Annotated in this window: 14 protein-coding genes; 5 read left to right on the top strand and 9 right to left on the bottom strand. The window is 69.2% G+C overall.

From position 1 onward, the window contains the following. Positions 1-101: 101 nt before the first annotated feature. The 3 genes from SAZ01S_RS14035 to SAZ01S_RS14025 all read right to left on the bottom strand — a co-directional run bounded on the left by SAZ01S_RS14035 (position 102) and on the right by SAZ01S_RS14025 (position 3,039). Entirely contained in the window at positions 102-1,730 is a 1,629-nt protein-coding gene (locus tag SAZ01S_RS14035) for an FAD-dependent oxidoreductase (RefSeq protein WP_084582898.1), read from the bottom strand. A 3-nt stretch (positions 1,731-1,733) separates the two neighbouring features. Next, positions 1,734-2,453 carry a hypothetical protein gene (locus tag SAZ01S_RS14030; protein WP_084582897.1) on the bottom strand — a complete coding sequence of 240 codons (720 nt, stop codon included), beginning with the start codon at positions 2,451-2,453 and terminating at the stop codon, positions 1,734-1,736. Positions 2,454-2,667: 214 nt separating this feature from the next. Continuing rightward, positions 2,668-3,039 (bottom strand): response regulator transcription factor, encoded by a 372-nt coding sequence (locus SAZ01S_RS14025; RefSeq protein ID WP_084582896.1) that lies wholly within the window; start codon positions 3,037-3,039, stop codon positions 2,668-2,670. Positions 3,040-3,232: 193 nt separating this feature from the next. Here SAZ01S_RS14025 and SAZ01S_RS14020 point away from each other — a divergent pair, with 193 nt between their 5' ends. Together SAZ01S_RS14020 and SAZ01S_RS14015 are read left to right on the top strand one after the other, a co-directional pair. After that, complete coding sequence (locus tag SAZ01S_RS14020) at positions 3,233-4,660, top strand: aldehyde dehydrogenase family protein (RefSeq protein ID WP_245824869.1); 1,428 nt, start codon at positions 3,233-3,235, stop codon at positions 4,658-4,660. 3 nt (positions 4,661-4,663) lie between these two features. Beyond that, complete coding sequence (locus tag SAZ01S_RS14015; protein ID WP_084582894.1) at positions 4,664-5,536, top strand: aldo/keto reductase; 873 nt, start codon at positions 4,664-4,666, stop codon at positions 5,534-5,536. Between the two features lie 33 nt (positions 5,537-5,569). Here the strand turns inward: SAZ01S_RS14015 and SAZ01S_RS14010 are convergent, their stop codons facing one another. The 5 genes from SAZ01S_RS14010 to SAZ01S_RS13990 all read right to left on the bottom strand — a co-directional run bounded on the left by SAZ01S_RS14010 (position 5,570) and on the right by SAZ01S_RS13990 (position 10,725). Further along, positions 5,570-5,914, bottom strand: coding sequence for a carboxymuconolactone decarboxylase family protein (locus SAZ01S_RS14010; RefSeq protein ID WP_245824867.1), 345 nt, complete (start codon positions 5,912-5,914; stop codon positions 5,570-5,572). A 106-nt stretch (positions 5,915-6,020) separates the two neighbouring features. Further along, positions 6,021-6,668 carry a response regulator transcription factor gene (locus SAZ01S_RS14005; RefSeq protein ID WP_084582892.1) on the bottom strand — a complete coding sequence of 216 codons (648 nt, stop codon included), beginning with the start codon at positions 6,666-6,668 and terminating at the stop codon, positions 6,021-6,023. Between the two features lie 118 nt (positions 6,669-6,786). Further along, on the bottom strand, positions 6,787-8,121 hold the full coding sequence (locus SAZ01S_RS14000; protein ID WP_084582891.1) for a c-type cytochrome: 1,335 nt from the start codon (positions 8,119-8,121) through the stop codon (positions 6,787-6,789). A gap of 1 nt (position 8,122) precedes the next feature. Beyond that, positions 8,123-10,267 carry a xanthine dehydrogenase family protein molybdopterin-binding subunit gene (locus SAZ01S_RS13995; protein ID WP_084582890.1) on the bottom strand — a complete coding sequence of 715 codons (2,145 nt, stop codon included), beginning with the start codon at positions 10,265-10,267 and terminating at the stop codon, positions 8,123-8,125. Then, on the bottom strand, positions 10,264-10,725 hold the full coding sequence (locus SAZ01S_RS13990; protein WP_084582889.1) for a (2Fe-2S)-binding protein: 462 nt from the start codon (positions 10,723-10,725) through the stop codon (positions 10,264-10,266). Before SAZ01S_RS13990 ends, SAZ01S_RS13995 begins: the two co-directional genes overlap by 4 nt. A gap of 173 nt (positions 10,726-10,898) precedes the next feature. Between SAZ01S_RS13990 and SAZ01S_RS13985 the strand changes: the two genes are divergently transcribed. Together SAZ01S_RS13985 and SAZ01S_RS13980 are read left to right on the top strand one after the other, a co-directional pair. After that, positions 10,899-11,309, top strand: coding sequence for a hypothetical protein (locus tag SAZ01S_RS13985; RefSeq protein ID WP_084582888.1), 411 nt, complete (start codon positions 10,899-10,901; stop codon positions 11,307-11,309). Beyond that, on the top strand, positions 11,306-11,929 hold the full coding sequence (locus tag SAZ01S_RS13980; protein WP_084582887.1) for a glutathione binding-like protein: 624 nt from the start codon (positions 11,306-11,308) through the stop codon (positions 11,927-11,929). The genes SAZ01S_RS13985 and SAZ01S_RS13980 overlap by 4 nt, the downstream gene beginning before the upstream one ends. A gap of 102 nt (positions 11,930-12,031) precedes the next feature. On the opposite strand, the gene SAZ01S_RS13975 is transcribed toward SAZ01S_RS13980, so the two are convergent. Continuing rightward, positions 12,032-12,976 (bottom strand): GlxA family transcriptional regulator, encoded by a 945-nt coding sequence (locus SAZ01S_RS13975; RefSeq protein ID WP_084582886.1) that lies wholly within the window; start codon positions 12,974-12,976, stop codon positions 12,032-12,034. Between the two features lie 107 nt (positions 12,977-13,083). On the opposite strand from SAZ01S_RS13975, the gene SAZ01S_RS13970 reads away from it, so the two are divergent. Continuing rightward, on the top strand, positions 13,084-13,887 hold the full coding sequence (locus tag SAZ01S_RS13970) for an SDR family NAD(P)-dependent oxidoreductase (protein WP_084582885.1): 804 nt from the start codon (positions 13,084-13,086) through the stop codon (positions 13,885-13,887). Positions 13,888-13,909: the final 22 nt, after the last annotated feature.

Genomic DNA, 13,909 nt, shown 5'->3' with positions numbered 1-13,909 from the left:
CTGGCACTCGCTGCACGTCGGTCCCCCGCTAGTCGCGCGGCCGGGCGCAGCGCGAGCATGCCCCTGCTATCACCGGGGCGACCCGAGGACCATGGGGGCGTTCAACCGGCGAGGTACCGGTGCACGGCCGAGACCACGGCGGCACCTTCGCCGACGCCCGATGCGACCCGCTTCACCGATCCGGCGCGCACGTCACCCACGGCGAAGACGCCGTCGAGGATCGTCGCATAGGGCGAGGCGAGGGGGCGCCCGTCCGAATCGACGCCTGTCGGCACGAAGCCGGCAGGATCGAGCGGCAGGCAGTCTGCCACCCATTCGGTGTTCGGCGCGGCACCGATCATCACGAACAGGCCGCGAACGTCGCGGGTTTCCGTGACGCCGTTGGCGGAATCGCGCCAGCGCAGGCGCGTGAGGAAGTCCGTCCCTTCGACGCCGGTTACCTCGCAAAAAGGGTGCAGCGCGACATTGGCGCTGCTCGCGATGCGCTGGACCAGATAGTCCGACATGGTCGCGGCGAGGCCGGGGCCGCGCACCAGGATGTGCACCTTGGCGCAGCTGCGCGACAGGAACATCGCCGCCTGGCCAGCGGAGTTGCCGCCGCCGACGACCACCACTTCGGCACCGGCGCAGAGCTGCGCTTCCATCGGCGTCGCTGCGTAGTAGATGCCGCGGCCTTCCAGCGTGGCATAGTTCGGCAGGTCGAGCTTGCGGTAGCGCGCGCCGGTGGCGATCACCACCGCGCGGGCGGCAACCGTCTCGCCGCCCGAGAGCGCGATGCGGAACGGACGGCTGCTGCAATCGAGATGCTCCGCCCGGCGCGACACGCGCAGCACCGCGCCGAACTTGTGCGCCTGGGTGATCGCGCGCCCCGCAAGCGCCTGGCCGGAGATGCCGGTGGGGAAGCCGAGATAATTCTCGATCCGGCTGCTGGTGCCGGCTTGCCCGCCCGGCGCCTCCGCTTCGACGACGAAGGTGGAGAGCCCCTCGGACGCGCCATAGACGGCGGCGGCAAGACCGGCTGGTCCGGCGCCGACCACCACCAGGTCATAGGTCGTGTCGCCTGCCGGGCTGGCGTTCAGGCCGAGCAGGTCCGCAAGCTGGGTGGCGGAGGGGCGGGAGAGCACCTGGCCGTGTGGGAGCAGCACCGCCGGCAGTTCGGCGGCGGTCAGCGCTTCGGGCGCGGTGGGGTCGCGCAGATCGATGAAGCGATGCGGGTGGGCATTGCGGGTGAGGAAGGCGCGGATCCGGTGCGTTTCGGGATCCTCGGCCGAGCCGACCAGCGTGATGCCGCCAAAGCCGGTGGCGAGCAGGTCGACACGGCGCAGGATGAAGGCGCGCATGACGATCTCGCCGATATCGGGCTCGGCCGAGGTCATGCTGCGAAAGGCCTGGGGCGAAAGGCGGAGCAGCCGCGTGCCCGGCGCCGCGCGCCCGTCGAGCAGCGAGGCGCGGCCGCTGAACAGATGCAGCTCGCCGCTGAACTGGCCAGGCAAATAGCTGCGGACATAGCCCCCCTCGCCATCGAACAGGTCGATCGCACCGTCCAGCACGACGAAGAAATCCGGTCCGCGGTCGCCGCGGCCGAACAGCAGCGTGTCGGACGCGGGCGACTCTTCCGTGCCATAGGCAGCGATGCGATCGATCAGCGGCGGTGCCAGCCGCGGGAAGATCTGTTCCTCGCGCGCATGGACCGGGGGCTCGGGCCTGAGGGTCGTGTCCGCGTCCGCCATGGCTCAGCCGAACACGTAGTGGTCGATGTCGATCGACACGACCAGCGGTTCCGGCACGCGCTGCCCGTCCGGCTGGCGCGGATAGATGCGGCGGCGGGTGGGCAGGCGGATGCCGTCCACCTCGACATAGTCGGTCAGGTAATGCGCGCCCGGCGTGCCACCGGCGATCTCGACATCATAATCGTGGCGGGCGATCAGTCCCTCATCGGTGATATAGAGCGTCTGGACGCTGCTGTGGCTGACGATCGTCGGCGGAAGCTGCACGCGCAGGCGGCGCCAGCGCTGCCCGTCCTCTTCCCAGACATCCAGTTCGTCGGTTTCCACGCCGTCCCAGGCGAGCAGGAACGGCATGTTGAAATAGGTCCACATCGCGCAGCCAGCGAAATAGGCCAGCTGCGGCGCCGTCCAGGGCGTCTCCAGCGTGTGGCCGGCGAAGGAGGCGCGGGGCTGATCGAGCGCCTCGATCGCGCCACCGGCGGCGTCGAGCAGGGCGACGCGGTCCGGGCGATAGTCCGAGCGGGCGGCAATCGTGCCGAACGGCGCGTGCGATGCATGGATCTCGCGCAGGCTGACGGTAACGCTGGTGTCGTCGAGCACGCCGGCCTGGCCCTTGAGCGGCCAGAGTACGCCGCCCTGGACCAGGTGGGCAGTGAGGCGGTCGTGGCGCTTCCAGCGGTCGAGTCCGCCATGGGCGTCGAGGATGTCGGCGGCGAGCTTGTGCATGATGGGGGTCCCTTGCGGTTTCGCCCAAGCTTAGGGACGGGGGACCACCGCGCCATCATACGCGGGTAGGAGCAGGGGAGGCGGACCGGTGAAGGGGTGTCGGGCGGCGGGGGGGCAGGGGCAATGCCGCCCGACCGCGCAAGGCTATGCGGCAGGCCGTCGCCGGACCAGTATACGCGGGTATTCGGGACGCTATCCTTCGTCGCGGGAACCGTCACCCTGCGGAAAGTGCGGCCTCTACACAGGTGAGCAGTTCCACGGGATCGAACGGTTTCGCGAGCATGCACGTGACGCCGATGGCCTCGGCGCTGCGGCGGATCGGGTCGCTCGCGTAGGCGGAGATCAGGATGATCGGGGTTTGGATGGCATCCGCGCGCAACTGGCGCGAGAGTTCGATCCCGCTCATGCCGGGCATCTGGATGTCGCTGACGATGCAGTGCGATCGGCTCGCGACGTCCGCCTCCAGGAAGTCCCGCGCGCACGCGAAGCTGCAGATGCGCATCCCGCTGCTTTCGAACAGATCGGCAAGCGCTTCGCGAACGCCGGCATCGTCGTCGACAATGGAGACGAGTGGAACGTCACGCACCCGGAATACCTTCTTGTCGACCTCTCACCCTGCCACCTCTCGACCCTTCTGCGCTGCGAGCAACCCATACCCGAGTATGCGGCGCCGAGCGCCGGGGGCGCGTTTCTGCCGCGCATACTGCGGTATGGCTACCGGCTTGTCGGTGCGGCGTACCAGATCGGGCTTATCCCAATCCTAATGACGAGGCTCTCCGATGCCCATGTCCGATCCCGCCGCCGCCCGATACCTGCTGATCGACGGCGCGCTGGTCGCCGGCGACGCGCAACTCGACGTGATCGATCCCACCACCGGCGCCGTGTTCGCCCGGGCGCCGCGCGCTAGCGTCGCGCAGGCCGAGCAGGCGATCGCCGCCGCCAGGGCCGCCCAGCCGGGCTGGGAAGCGCTCGGCCATGACGGCCGCCGGCCCTATCTGCATGCACTGGCCGACGCGATCGACGCGCGGGTCGAGGAACTTGCCACGGTGCTGACCCGCGAGCGCGGCGGTCCGATCGCCGAATGTCGCCGCGAAGTGGGCATCGCGGCCGGCGCGATCCGCCACTTCGCCGACCAGCGGCTGGAAGACGAGGTCCGCCGCGATACCGCAGCGGAGTGGATCGTCGGCCAGCGCTATGCCCAGGGCGTGGTGGTGGCGATCACGCCGTGGAACCGGCCCATGACGCTCTTGTCGTTCAAGCTCGGCCCGGCGCTGATTACCGGCAACACGGTGATCTCCAAGCCGGCGCCGACCACCCCGCTCGCGACGCTGCTGCTCGGCGAGATCGCCAGCACCATCCTGCCGCCCGGGGTATTCCAGACGCTGGTCGACGCCAATGATCTGGGGCCGCTGCTCACCAGCCATCCGGACGTCGCGCACATCAGCTTCACCGGATCGACGCCGACCGGCAAGAAGGTGTTGACCAGCGCGGCGGAGACGATGAAGCGCTTCACGCTGGAGCTGGGCGGCAACGATGCCGCGATCATTCTCGACGATGCCGATCTGGGCGTGGTGCTGCCGCGCATCTTCGCCGCCGCGATGATCAATGCCGGCCAGGTCTGCTACGCCGCCAAGCGCATCTATGCGCCTGCGTCCATGCTCGATGCCGTCGCCGATGGACTGGCGGCGCTCGCCCGCGCGGCAGTGCTGGGCGACGGGCTCGATCCCGCCACCACCATCGGGCCGGTCCAGAACAGGATGCAGTTCGAGAAGGTCCTCGGCTTCATCCAGAGTGCCCGCGACGAGGGCGGCACCATCCTCACCGGCGGCGAGGCGCTGGGCCGGGGCTATTTCATCGCGCCCACGATCGTGCGCGACCTGCCGCGTACGGCGAAGCTGGTGCGCGAGGAGCAGTTCGGCCCGGTGCTGCCGGTACTCGGCTATGACAGCGTGGAGGAGGTGATCGCCGAGGCCAATGACAGCGCGTTCGGCCTGGGCGGCTCGATCTGGACCGCCGACGTGGCGCGCGGCATCGCGGTCGCTTCGCGGATCCAGAGCGGCACGGTATGGGTTAACCGGCACATGTCGCTGCCCTATGACGTGCCCTTCGGCGGCGCCAAGGAATCCGGGCTCGGCCTGCAGAACGGGCACGAGGGCATGGAAGACTTTACCCAGTTGCGCATCGTCAATGTCGCAAGGAGCTTTTGAGCCATGACCGATACTCGCACCCCGGACACGCGCGCGGCCGGCACCTTCAAGATCGGCGGCGAGAGGGAGGTCGTCCGCCTCGGCTATGGCGCGATGCGCATCGCCGGGCCCGGCGTGTGGGGGCCGCCCCGCGACCGCGAGGCCGCGCTGGCGACGCTGCGCCGCCTGCCCGCGCTGGGCGTGAATTTCATCGATACCGCCGATTCCTATGGCCCGGACATCTCCGAACCGCTGATCCGCGAGGCGTTGCATCCCTATGACGGGCTGTTCGTCGCCACGAAGGCCGGGCTCAAGCGGCCCGGGCCGGACCAGTGGGCGCCGCATGGCGATCCGGACTATCTGATCGCCCAAGCGCATCGCAGCCGCGAGCTGCTCGGGGTCGAGACGATCGACCTCTGGCAGCTGCATCGCATCGATCCCAAGGTGCCGGCGGGCGAGCAGTTCGATGCGATCGCGCGGCTGTTGGCAGAAGGCGTCATTCGCCATGCCGGCCTCAGCCAGGTGACGGTGGCGGAGATCGCGGCTGCGCGTGCGGTGTTCCCGGTGGCGACGGTGCAGAACCGCTACAATCTGGGCGACCGCAGCAGCGAGGACGTGCTCGATTATTGCGCGCGCGAGGGAATCGGCTTCATCCCCTGGTATCCGCTGTCGGCGGGCAAGCTGACCGAAAAGGGATCAGTGCTCGATCGGATCGCGCAAGACCATGGTGCGACACCGGGGCAGATCGCGCTGGCCTGGCTGCTCCAACGCAGCCCGGTGATGCTGCCGATCCCGGGTACCGGCCAGGTTCATCATCTCGAGGAAAATGTCGCCGCCGCCGCGATCCGGCTGAGCGAGGAAGCCTTTGCCGAACTGGACGAGGCCGGGCGGGGGTAATTCCCCTCCCGCGCGCGGGAGGGGAGCGCCCGCTCACTCTCCCGCGGCGGCGAAGGCGTCCATCGCGCGGGTCGAATAGACCAGGCCCGCACCGGCATTGAGGCCGATCGCCACGCCCAGCGCCTCGGCCAGTTCCTCCTGGGTCGCGCCCGCCTTGCGTGCGGCGTCGGTATGGACGGTGATGCAGCCGTCACAGCGCAGGCTGATCGCCACGGCGACCGCAATCAGTTCGCGCGTCTTGGCGTCGAGATGGTTGGTCTTGGCGCCGGCACCGCCGATCATCGCATAGCCGCGCACCGTGTCGGGGGTGAGCTTGCCGAGGCTGCCGACCCCCGCCAGAACCTGCTCGCGATAGGTGTTCCAATCCAGCATGTGCATGATGTTTCTCCGAATTCCTGCCCGTTGCGGGCCGGAAACGGTGTAGCAGGCGGCAGGGGATCGGACGCACTAGACGGAGGTATGCAGGGGCTGGTAGCCGCCCCGCTCAGCGCAGATTGAGCGCGCGGACCTTCTGGATCATGTCGGCCACGGTGGTCGCCTTGAGCTTCCGGAAGGCACTGCTGCGGTGCATCTTCACGGTGATCTCGGCGATGCCGAGTTCATAGGCGATCTGCTTGTTGAGCAGGCCGCGATCAACCGCCTTGAGCACGTCCAGCTCGCGCGGGGTGAGCCGCTCGGCGAGCTTGCGCAACTCGGCGGTGTCGGCCTCGGCGGCGCGCTGCTCGGCATCCTGACGGAGCGCTTCGCCCACGGCGTCGAGCAATTCCTGGTCGCGGAACGGCTTGGGCAGGAAGTTGACCGCGCCCAGCTTCATCGCCCGCACCGACATCGGCACATCCGCGTGGCCGGTGATGAAGATGATCGGGATGCGCAAGCCCTGGTCGTTCATCCGGCGCTGGAGGTCGAGGCCGCTTTCCTCGGGCATGCGCACATCGAGCACGAGGCAGCTCGGCACGTCGCGGCGCGGTGCGTCGAGAAAGGCGCGGGTGGATGGGAAGGCTTCGGCGTGCAGCCCCACCGATCCGAACAGGTCGACCAGGGCTTCGCGAAGCATCGCGTCGTCGTCGACGACGAAGATCTGGCTTGCCTTCAACGTTGTCGGGGCGGGGCGCTCTTCTCGCAATGCCAGCATTCCCATTCTCCTGCTGGAGCGGGCCCGAACGGCGCGTTGCAGCAACGAAACGAAGCATATCGCATCGGCCGCTCTCCGTAAAATCCCGGATGCCCCTACCGGGGTATGGGGTGCGGACCTATTCGGCGCGGAGCTTGGCGACGTCCCTGGGCGCGATCTTCGAGGGCATCGTGCCGAAGCGCGCGGTCACGTAATTGGCGACGGCGGCGATCTCGGTATCGCTGTAGCTGCGCGCGAAGCCCGGCATGTAGGGGCGGCCGGCGGTTTGCGGGCCGGTGCCCTGCAGCACCATCAGCGCGACGTTCGCCGCGGTGGGGTCGCTGACCGCCTTCTTGGCGGTGAGCTGGGCATCGGCGACGAGCGCGCCCTTGCCGCTCCAGGCATGGCAGCTGACACAGGCCTGCTCGAACACGCGCTTGCCGATCGGGTTGTCGGCCGGCCCCTGTGCGTGCGATGCGGCGGCGAATGCGGCAGGAGCCCCCAGGCGGGCGCTGTGGATCGGCGGGATCGTCTGGAGGTAGGTGGCGATGGCGGCGATGTCGCCCTTGGTCAGCTTGGAGAAGCTGAGATCCACCGCCTCGCGCATCGGCCCCGAGGCGACGCTGCGGCCGTTCGCATGGCCGGTGGCGAGATAGGCCTCGATTTCCGGCTTGCTCCACGCGCCGATGCCGGTCGTGCGGTCGCCGGTGATGTTGTAGGCATTCCAGCCCTCGGCCGCACCGCCAGCAAATTTTTGGCGGGTATTCATCGCCTGCGCCAGGGTGCGCGGGGTGTGGCATTCGCCGCAATGCGCCGGGCCTTCGACCAGATAGGCGCCGCGGTTCCATTCCGGGCTGCGCTCGGCGATCGGCTCGAAGCGCTTGTCCTTGTTGAAGAAATATCCCCAGAACCCCATCAGCCAGCGCTGGTTGTAGGGAAAGGTGAAGCTGTTGGGCAGGTTGGCCTGCCGCACCGGCTGGAGCGAGAAGAGATAGGCCTTGATCGCCAGCACGTCCGCATCGGGCATCAGCGCATAGGAGGCATAGGGCAAGGCCGGGTAGAGCCGCGTGCCGTCCGCCGAAATGCCCTGGTGCACCGCGCGGAGGAACTGCGCGTCGGTCCAGTTGCCGATGCCGGTGGCTTTGTCGGGCGTGATGTTGGGCGTGTAGAGCGTGCCGAAGGGCAGCTTGAACGGCCGCCCACCGGCGAAGGGCGTGCCGCCCTTGGCGGTGTGGCAGGCGCGGCAATCGGCCGCGTCGGTGAGGTAGCGGCCCTTCTCGATCAGGCTGGCATGGGCCAGCTTGGCCGGCACGCCGATGGGGGAGGGGCCCTTATAGTCGGCGAGCGCGACCCTGGTGCCGCCCGCAAAGTCGAGCGGGCCGGGGAGGAACAGCATGCGGCCGGCGACGGCGCCGCCGCCGATCACCACGGCAGCGCCCAGGAGCAGGGCGACGGTGCGGGTGCGGATCGCCATGTCAGGCCTTTCGTGCGATGAGAGCGGGATCGATCGGCATGCGAGTCAGCTGCACGCCGGTCGCGGCATAGACCGCGTTGGCCACCGCCGGCTGGACGCTCACCGTGCCGGGCTCGCCGATGCCGCCCGGCGCCTCGGCGCTGGCGACCAGATGGACCTCGATCTGCGGCATCTCGTCGATGCGCAGCACGCGATAGTCGTGGAAATTGCTCTGCTGCACGCGGCCCTTTTCCAGCGTGATCTGCTGGTGGAGCACCGCGGAGAGGCCGAACACATGCCCGCCCTGGATCTGCGCGATCACCCCGTCCGGATTGACGGTGACCCCGCAATCCACCGCAGTGACGAGGCGCTGCACGCGCACCGTGCCGTCGTCCGCCACGGCGACCTCGGCGATGGTTGCGAGATAGCTGCCGAAGGCGAATTGCAGGCAGATGCCGCGCCCCGAGCGTGCCGGGAGCGGCGTGCCCCAGCCGGCCTTTTCGGCGGCGAGATCGAGCACGTGCCGCGCCCGACCCTTGGGATCGGTGAGGCTGCGGCGATAGTCGAGCGGGTCCGTGCCCGCCTTGTTCGCCAGCAGGTCGACAAAGCATTCGGTGGAGAAGACGTTGTTGTTCGGCCCGACGCCGCGCCAGAAGCAGGTCTGGACGCCCACCGGCTCGTGCCGGACATAGCGGACGGCCATGTCGGGCAGCACATAGGGCGTCTCGACCGCGCCGTCGACGGCGTCGATGTCGATGCCGCCAGTAAAGGCCGGGGGAAGGAAGCGCGCGATCACCGCCGGACCGACGACCTTGTGCTCCCAGGCGACCGGCTTGCCGTCCTGCAGCCTGGCGCTCATCCAGCTGCCATAGAGCGAGCGATACATCGCCTTCTGGATGTCTTCCTCGCGGGTCCAGACGATCTTGACCGGGCCGTCGACCTTCTGCGCGACGCGGACGGCCTTCTCGACCATGTCGACTTCGAGCCGCCGGCCGAAGCCGCCGCCGATCAGGTGGTTGTTGACCGTCACCGCTTCGGGCGGGATGCCGAGCGCCTTGGCGGCGATGCCCTGCGCCTTGGTGCTGACCTGGGTGCCGACCCACAGCTCGCAGGCGCCGGGCTTGACGTGCACCGTGCAGTTCATCGGCTCCATGGGCGCATGGGCGAGCAGCGGGATCTCGTACTGCGCCGAAACCACGTCTTCGCCAGTGGCGTCGATCGGGGCGGCCTTGGTGGCGGCGACGCCGGGCTGGGCCGCGGCGGCTTGCAGGCCCTGCCACAGCGTTTCGGTGGAGACGGCGGCATTGGCGCCGTCGTCCCAGGTGATGGCGAGCGCATCCAGGCCCTGCTTGGCCGCCCACATATGGTCGCCGACCACCGCGACGATATCGTCGAGCACGACGATCTGGCGGACGCCGGGAAGCGCCCTGGCCTGGCTGTCGTCGACATGCGCCACCTTGCCGCCGAGCACCGGGCTGGCGGCGAGCGTGGCGAATTTCACGCCCTCGGGCATCACATCGATGCCGTATTTCAGGCTGCCGTCGACCTTGTGCGCGGTGTCCAGCCGGTGGTGCGGCTTGCCGACGAGGCGAAAGGTCTTCGGGTCCTTCAGCACCGGCTCGGCCGGCGGCTTGAGCCGGGCGGCGGCGCCGGCGATCGCGCCATAACCGATCGACCGGCCGCTGGCGGCGTGGCGGACCTGCCCCGCCTCGGTCGTGCAGCTCGCCGGATCGACGCGCCAGCGTGCGGCGGCGGCCTGTACCAGCATCGCGCGGGCGGCGGCGCCGGCCCTGCGCATCGGCAGGAAATAGGCGCGGACCGAGGTCGAGCCGCCGGTCATCTGGATCTTGAACAGCGGGTTGCCGTACAGCGCGTCGCTCGGCGGCGCCTCCGCCAGCGTCACCGTGGCGAGATCGACGTCCAGCTCCTCGGCGATCAGCATGGCGAGCGTCGTGTAGATGCCCTGGCCCATCTCGACCTGCGGCATGATCAGCGTCATCGCGCCATCGGTGCCGATGCGGATGAACGCGTCGGGCGCGAAGGCCGCGGCATGGGCGTCGTCGCCCGCCACGGCGAGCTGCCCGCCGGCCAGGCCGACCGCGAGGACGAAGCCGCCCGCGGCCATCCCGCGCAGCAGCTGGCGGCGGGTGGGGGCGACGGCGTTCATGCGTGGTGCTCCGCCGCGGCCTTCTTGATGCCCTCGCGGATGCGGACATAGGTGCCGCAGCGACAGATATTGCCCGCCATCGCCGCGTCGATGTCCGCATCGCTGGGGGCGGGGGTGCTGGCGATCAGCGCCGCCGCGGACATGATCTGGCCGGACTGGCAATAGCCGCACTGGATCACGTCCAGGTCGAGCCAGGCCTTCTGCACGGCAGCCCCGGCCGGCGTGGCGCCGACGCCTTCCACCGTGGTGATCTTGCGCGCGCCGACCAGGCCGACCGGCAGCTGGCACGCGCGGACGGGCTGGCCGTCGAGGTGCACGGTGCAGGCGCCGCACTGGGCGATGCCGCAGCCGAACTTGGTGCCGGTCATGCCCAGCACATCGCGCAGCACCCAGAGCAGCGGCACGTCCGCCGTCACGTCGGCGTGGTGCGCCTCGCCGTTGATCGATAGCTCGAGCATGCGCCCCTCTGGAAAGCCGGGTTGAGTATGCCGCCGACGCTACCCGCGCGGGAGGTTGCGCGCAGCCATACGGCCGTATGCCCCGCTTGGCCGATCGTACGATTTCGGAACTGCGCAAAGGCGACGATCCTCAAGCTCCACCAACCCGCAGTCGCAGCCGGAGGAGGCACCCGATGATGCACGGCCCGCAGCTTCGCTTCGAAGGTCCTGCGCACCCCTATGCCGAGGCGCTGGGTCTCGTGCCCGGGACGTCGGGGCTGGACACGGGCCGCTGCGGCTTCACCCCGCTCGAATGGCTCGCCATCGCGATCGGCCAGCAGGAGGGCGTCGAGGCGCGCGGCGGGCTGTTCCGGCTGGGCGCGCTGCTGCGCGGGCTGTTCGGCGGCCCGCGCGTACGGCGCATGGCCGTCGATCGGTTGGAGGTGCTGAGCCGCGTCGCCGCGTGTGCCCAGATCGGCGGCGTGCGGCTGGCGGACGAGGATGTCGCGCTGTTTCGCCGCGCCGGATATTCCAATGGCCAGTTGCTGTTGCTGCTCGCCAGCCTCGAACAGGCGCAAACCCAGCCACGCGCGGAGATAAAGTGAAGCTCTATACCCATCCCGGCGCGAGTTCGCTCTCGGTCCATATCCTGCTGCGCGAAGTCGGCCTGCCGTTCGAGCTGGAGGTGGTGAACGTCAGCGCCAAGACCCGGCCCGACGGCAGCGACTATCGTGGCGTCGCGCCGCGCGGCATGGTCCCGCTGCTCGAACTCGACGACGGCTCCAGCCTCACCGAGAACATGGTGATCGCGCAGTATATCTGCGACCGTGCCGGCCGGCAGGATCTGATGCCCGAGGCGGGCAGCATGGCGCGCTACCGGGTGATGGAGTGGCAGAGCTTCGTCGCCGCCGAACTGCACAAGGGCTATATCCCGCTGCGCTGGGCCCTCTCTCCGGAGGCGATGGCCTTCGCGCGGGACCGGCTGTTCAAGCGGCTCGCCATCGCCGATGCGGCACTGGCAGGGCGGCGCTACCTCACCGGCGACACCTTCACCGCCGCCGACGCCTATCTGTTCGTGATCGCGGGCTGGGCCTATTATTTCGGGTTCGAGGTGGCGAAGCTGCCGCAGCTCGAACGCTTCCTTGCCGATGTGAACGACCGGCCCGCCGTGCAGGCGGCGATGGCGGCCGAGGGCAAGGGACTGGTCGTCATCCCGCAGCCCTGAGACGGCCGTCTGTGCCCGGTGATACCCGGGTATGATCGGAAGACGGGGCATGGCGCGGGTACAGCCTGGGCCATGCCGGCATCCCGCTCCATTCCACCACGCTCAGGCGGCGATCGACATGCCCGGCCGCGCGGCGCGGCGGATCACCTGGGGCGGCTGGCCGAACGCGCGCAGGAAGGCGCGGCGCATCCGGTCGCGGTCGCCGAAGCCGGTTTGCTGGGCGACCACGTCGATCGAGTGGTTCGAATCCTCCATCATCGCCCGCGCCGCCTCCAGCCGGAGGTGCTCCACCGCCTTGGCGGGCGACTGGCCGGTCTCGGCCTGGAACGCCCGGCTGAACTGGCGCGGGCTGAGATGCGCGACTTCCGCCAGATCCTCGACGCTCAGCCGCTGGGCGAGGTTGCGCTTGGCAAAAGCGAGCGCGGTCTGGATGCGATCGGACTTGGGCTCGAGCTCGAGCAGCGCGGAGAATTGCGACTGCCCGCCGGTGCGGCGGTGGTACATCACCAGCTTGCGGGCGACGCCGCGCGCCGCCTCGATGCCGATATCCTCCTCGATCAGCGCGATCGCGAGGTCGATGCCGGCGGTCATGCCCGCCGAGGTCCAGACATGGCCGTCGGCGATGAAGATGCGGTCTTCCTCCACCTTGATGGCGGGGAAGCGCTCCTGCAGCTCGCGGGCGCGGGCCCAGTGGGTCGTCGCGCGGCGGCCGTCGAGCAGGCCCGCCTCGGCCAGCAGAAACGCACCGGTGCAGGTCGCCGCCACGCGGCGCGCCCGTTCCGCGACGCGGCGGACGAAGGCGATCGTCTCGGCGCTCGATTCCTCCATGCCGCCGCCGATCAGCAGCAGGTCATAATCCTCGGCGTCGAGCGCCTCGGTCATCACCGGGAAGCCGACCGAGGTGCGCACCGGGCCGCCGCGCTCGGACAGCATGTGGACCGCGTAGACCGGCGCCCCCGCTTGCAGATTGGCGATCTCGAACGCCGTCGCGACCGCGAATCCCATCGGCGAGAAGCCGGGGTGAATCAGAAAACCGACCTTGCGCATACGTGTCATCCAATGTCCGAAATCGCCGTGTTTATGACATTTCGGACGGAGAACGACAAGCCTAGAACAACGTCATGGCCAGCGAGGCCTTTCAAGGGAGACTGAACATGAACGCGAATTCCAAGGGCACCGCCGTCATCACCGGCGCATCGAGCGGTATCGGCGCGATCTACGCGGACCGGCTGGCACGGCGCGGTTATGACCTGATCCTCGTCGCCCGCAACCAGGAGCGGCTGCAGGAGGTCGCCCGCACTATCACCGACGCAACCGGCCGCTCGGTCAACGTCGTCGCCGCCGATCTGGGCGTGCCCGCCGACCTGCGCCGCGTCGAGGCGATCCTGCGCGACAATGCCAGCATCACCCTGCTGGTGAACAATGCCGGCTTCGGCTCGGTCACGCCGCTGCTCGGCAGCGACATCGACAAGATGGAAGCGATGATCGACCTGAACGTCACCGCGCTGACCCGGCTCACCTATGCCGCGGTGCCCGGCTTCGTGGCGCGCGGCGCGGGGGCGGTGATCAACATCTCCTCGATCGTCGCGATCGGCCCGGAAATCCTCAACGGCGTCTATGGCGGCAGCAAGGCCTATGTCCTCGCCTTCTCGCAGAGCCTGCACCACGAACTGGCCGATAAGGGCGTGCGCGTCCAGGCGGTGCTGCCCGGCGGCACGGCGACCGAGTTCTGGGACATCGCCGGCTTCGGCGCCTATGCCGAGAGCCCCAAGGTGATGGCCGCGACCGACATGGTCGATGCCGCCCTTGCCGGCTTCGACCTGGGCGAGCTCGTCACCATCCCGCCGCTCCAGCAGGACGGCCGCTGGGAAGCGCATGACGCCGAGCGTCGCGCCATCGCCGCCGACCTCGCCCATGCCCAGCCGGCCCCGCGCTACCGCGCCGCCGCGCTCGCCTGACCTCTCTTCTTCATCGAAAGGA

It is taken from the genome of Sphingomonas azotifigens NBRC 15497 (assembly GCF_002091475.1).
Taxonomy (GTDB): domain Bacteria; phylum Pseudomonadota; class Alphaproteobacteria; order Sphingomonadales; family Sphingomonadaceae; genus Sphingomonas; species Sphingomonas azotifigens.
Note: the sequence above shows the minus strand (reverse complement) of the source record. Positions and strands in the feature narration are given on the sequence as shown.

Coding starts and splice junctions, on each gene's coding strand:
- SAZ01S_RS14035 (WP_084582898.1), bottom strand. CDS start 1,730: ATGGCGGACGCGGACACGACCCTCAGGCCCGAGCCCCCGGTCCATGCG.
- SAZ01S_RS14030 (WP_084582897.1), bottom strand. CDS start 2,453: ATGCACAAGCTCGCCGCCGACATCCTCGACGCCCATGGCGGACTCGAC.
- SAZ01S_RS14020 (WP_245824869.1), top strand. CDS start 3,233: ATGCCCATGTCCGATCCCGCCGCCGCCCGATACCTGCTGATCGACGGC.
- SAZ01S_RS14015 (WP_084582894.1), top strand. CDS start 4,664: ATGACCGATACTCGCACCCCGGACACGCGCGCGGCCGGCACCTTCAAG.
- SAZ01S_RS14010 (WP_245824867.1), bottom strand. CDS start 5,914: ATGCACATGCTGGATTGGAACACCTATCGCGAGCAGGTTCTGGCGGGG.
- SAZ01S_RS14005 (WP_084582892.1), bottom strand. CDS start 6,668: ATGCTGGCATTGCGAGAAGAGCGCCCCGCCCCGACAACGTTGAAGGCA.
- SAZ01S_RS14000 (WP_084582891.1), bottom strand. CDS start 8,121: ATGGCGATCCGCACCCGCACCGTCGCCCTGCTCCTGGGCGCTGCCGTG.
- SAZ01S_RS13995 (WP_084582890.1), bottom strand. CDS start 10,267: ATGAACGCCGTCGCCCCCACCCGCCGCCAGCTGCTGCGCGGGATGGCC.
- SAZ01S_RS13990 (WP_084582889.1), bottom strand. CDS start 10,725: ATGCTCGAGCTATCGATCAACGGCGAGGCGCACCACGCCGACGTGACG.
- SAZ01S_RS13985 (WP_084582888.1), top strand. CDS start 10,899: ATGATGCACGGCCCGCAGCTTCGCTTCGAAGGTCCTGCGCACCCCTAT.
- SAZ01S_RS13975 (WP_084582886.1), bottom strand. CDS start 12,976: ATGCGCAAGGTCGGTTTTCTGATTCACCCCGGCTTCTCGCCGATGGGA.
- SAZ01S_RS13970 (WP_084582885.1), top strand. CDS start 13,084: ATGAACGCGAATTCCAAGGGCACCGCCGTCATCACCGGCGCATCGAGC.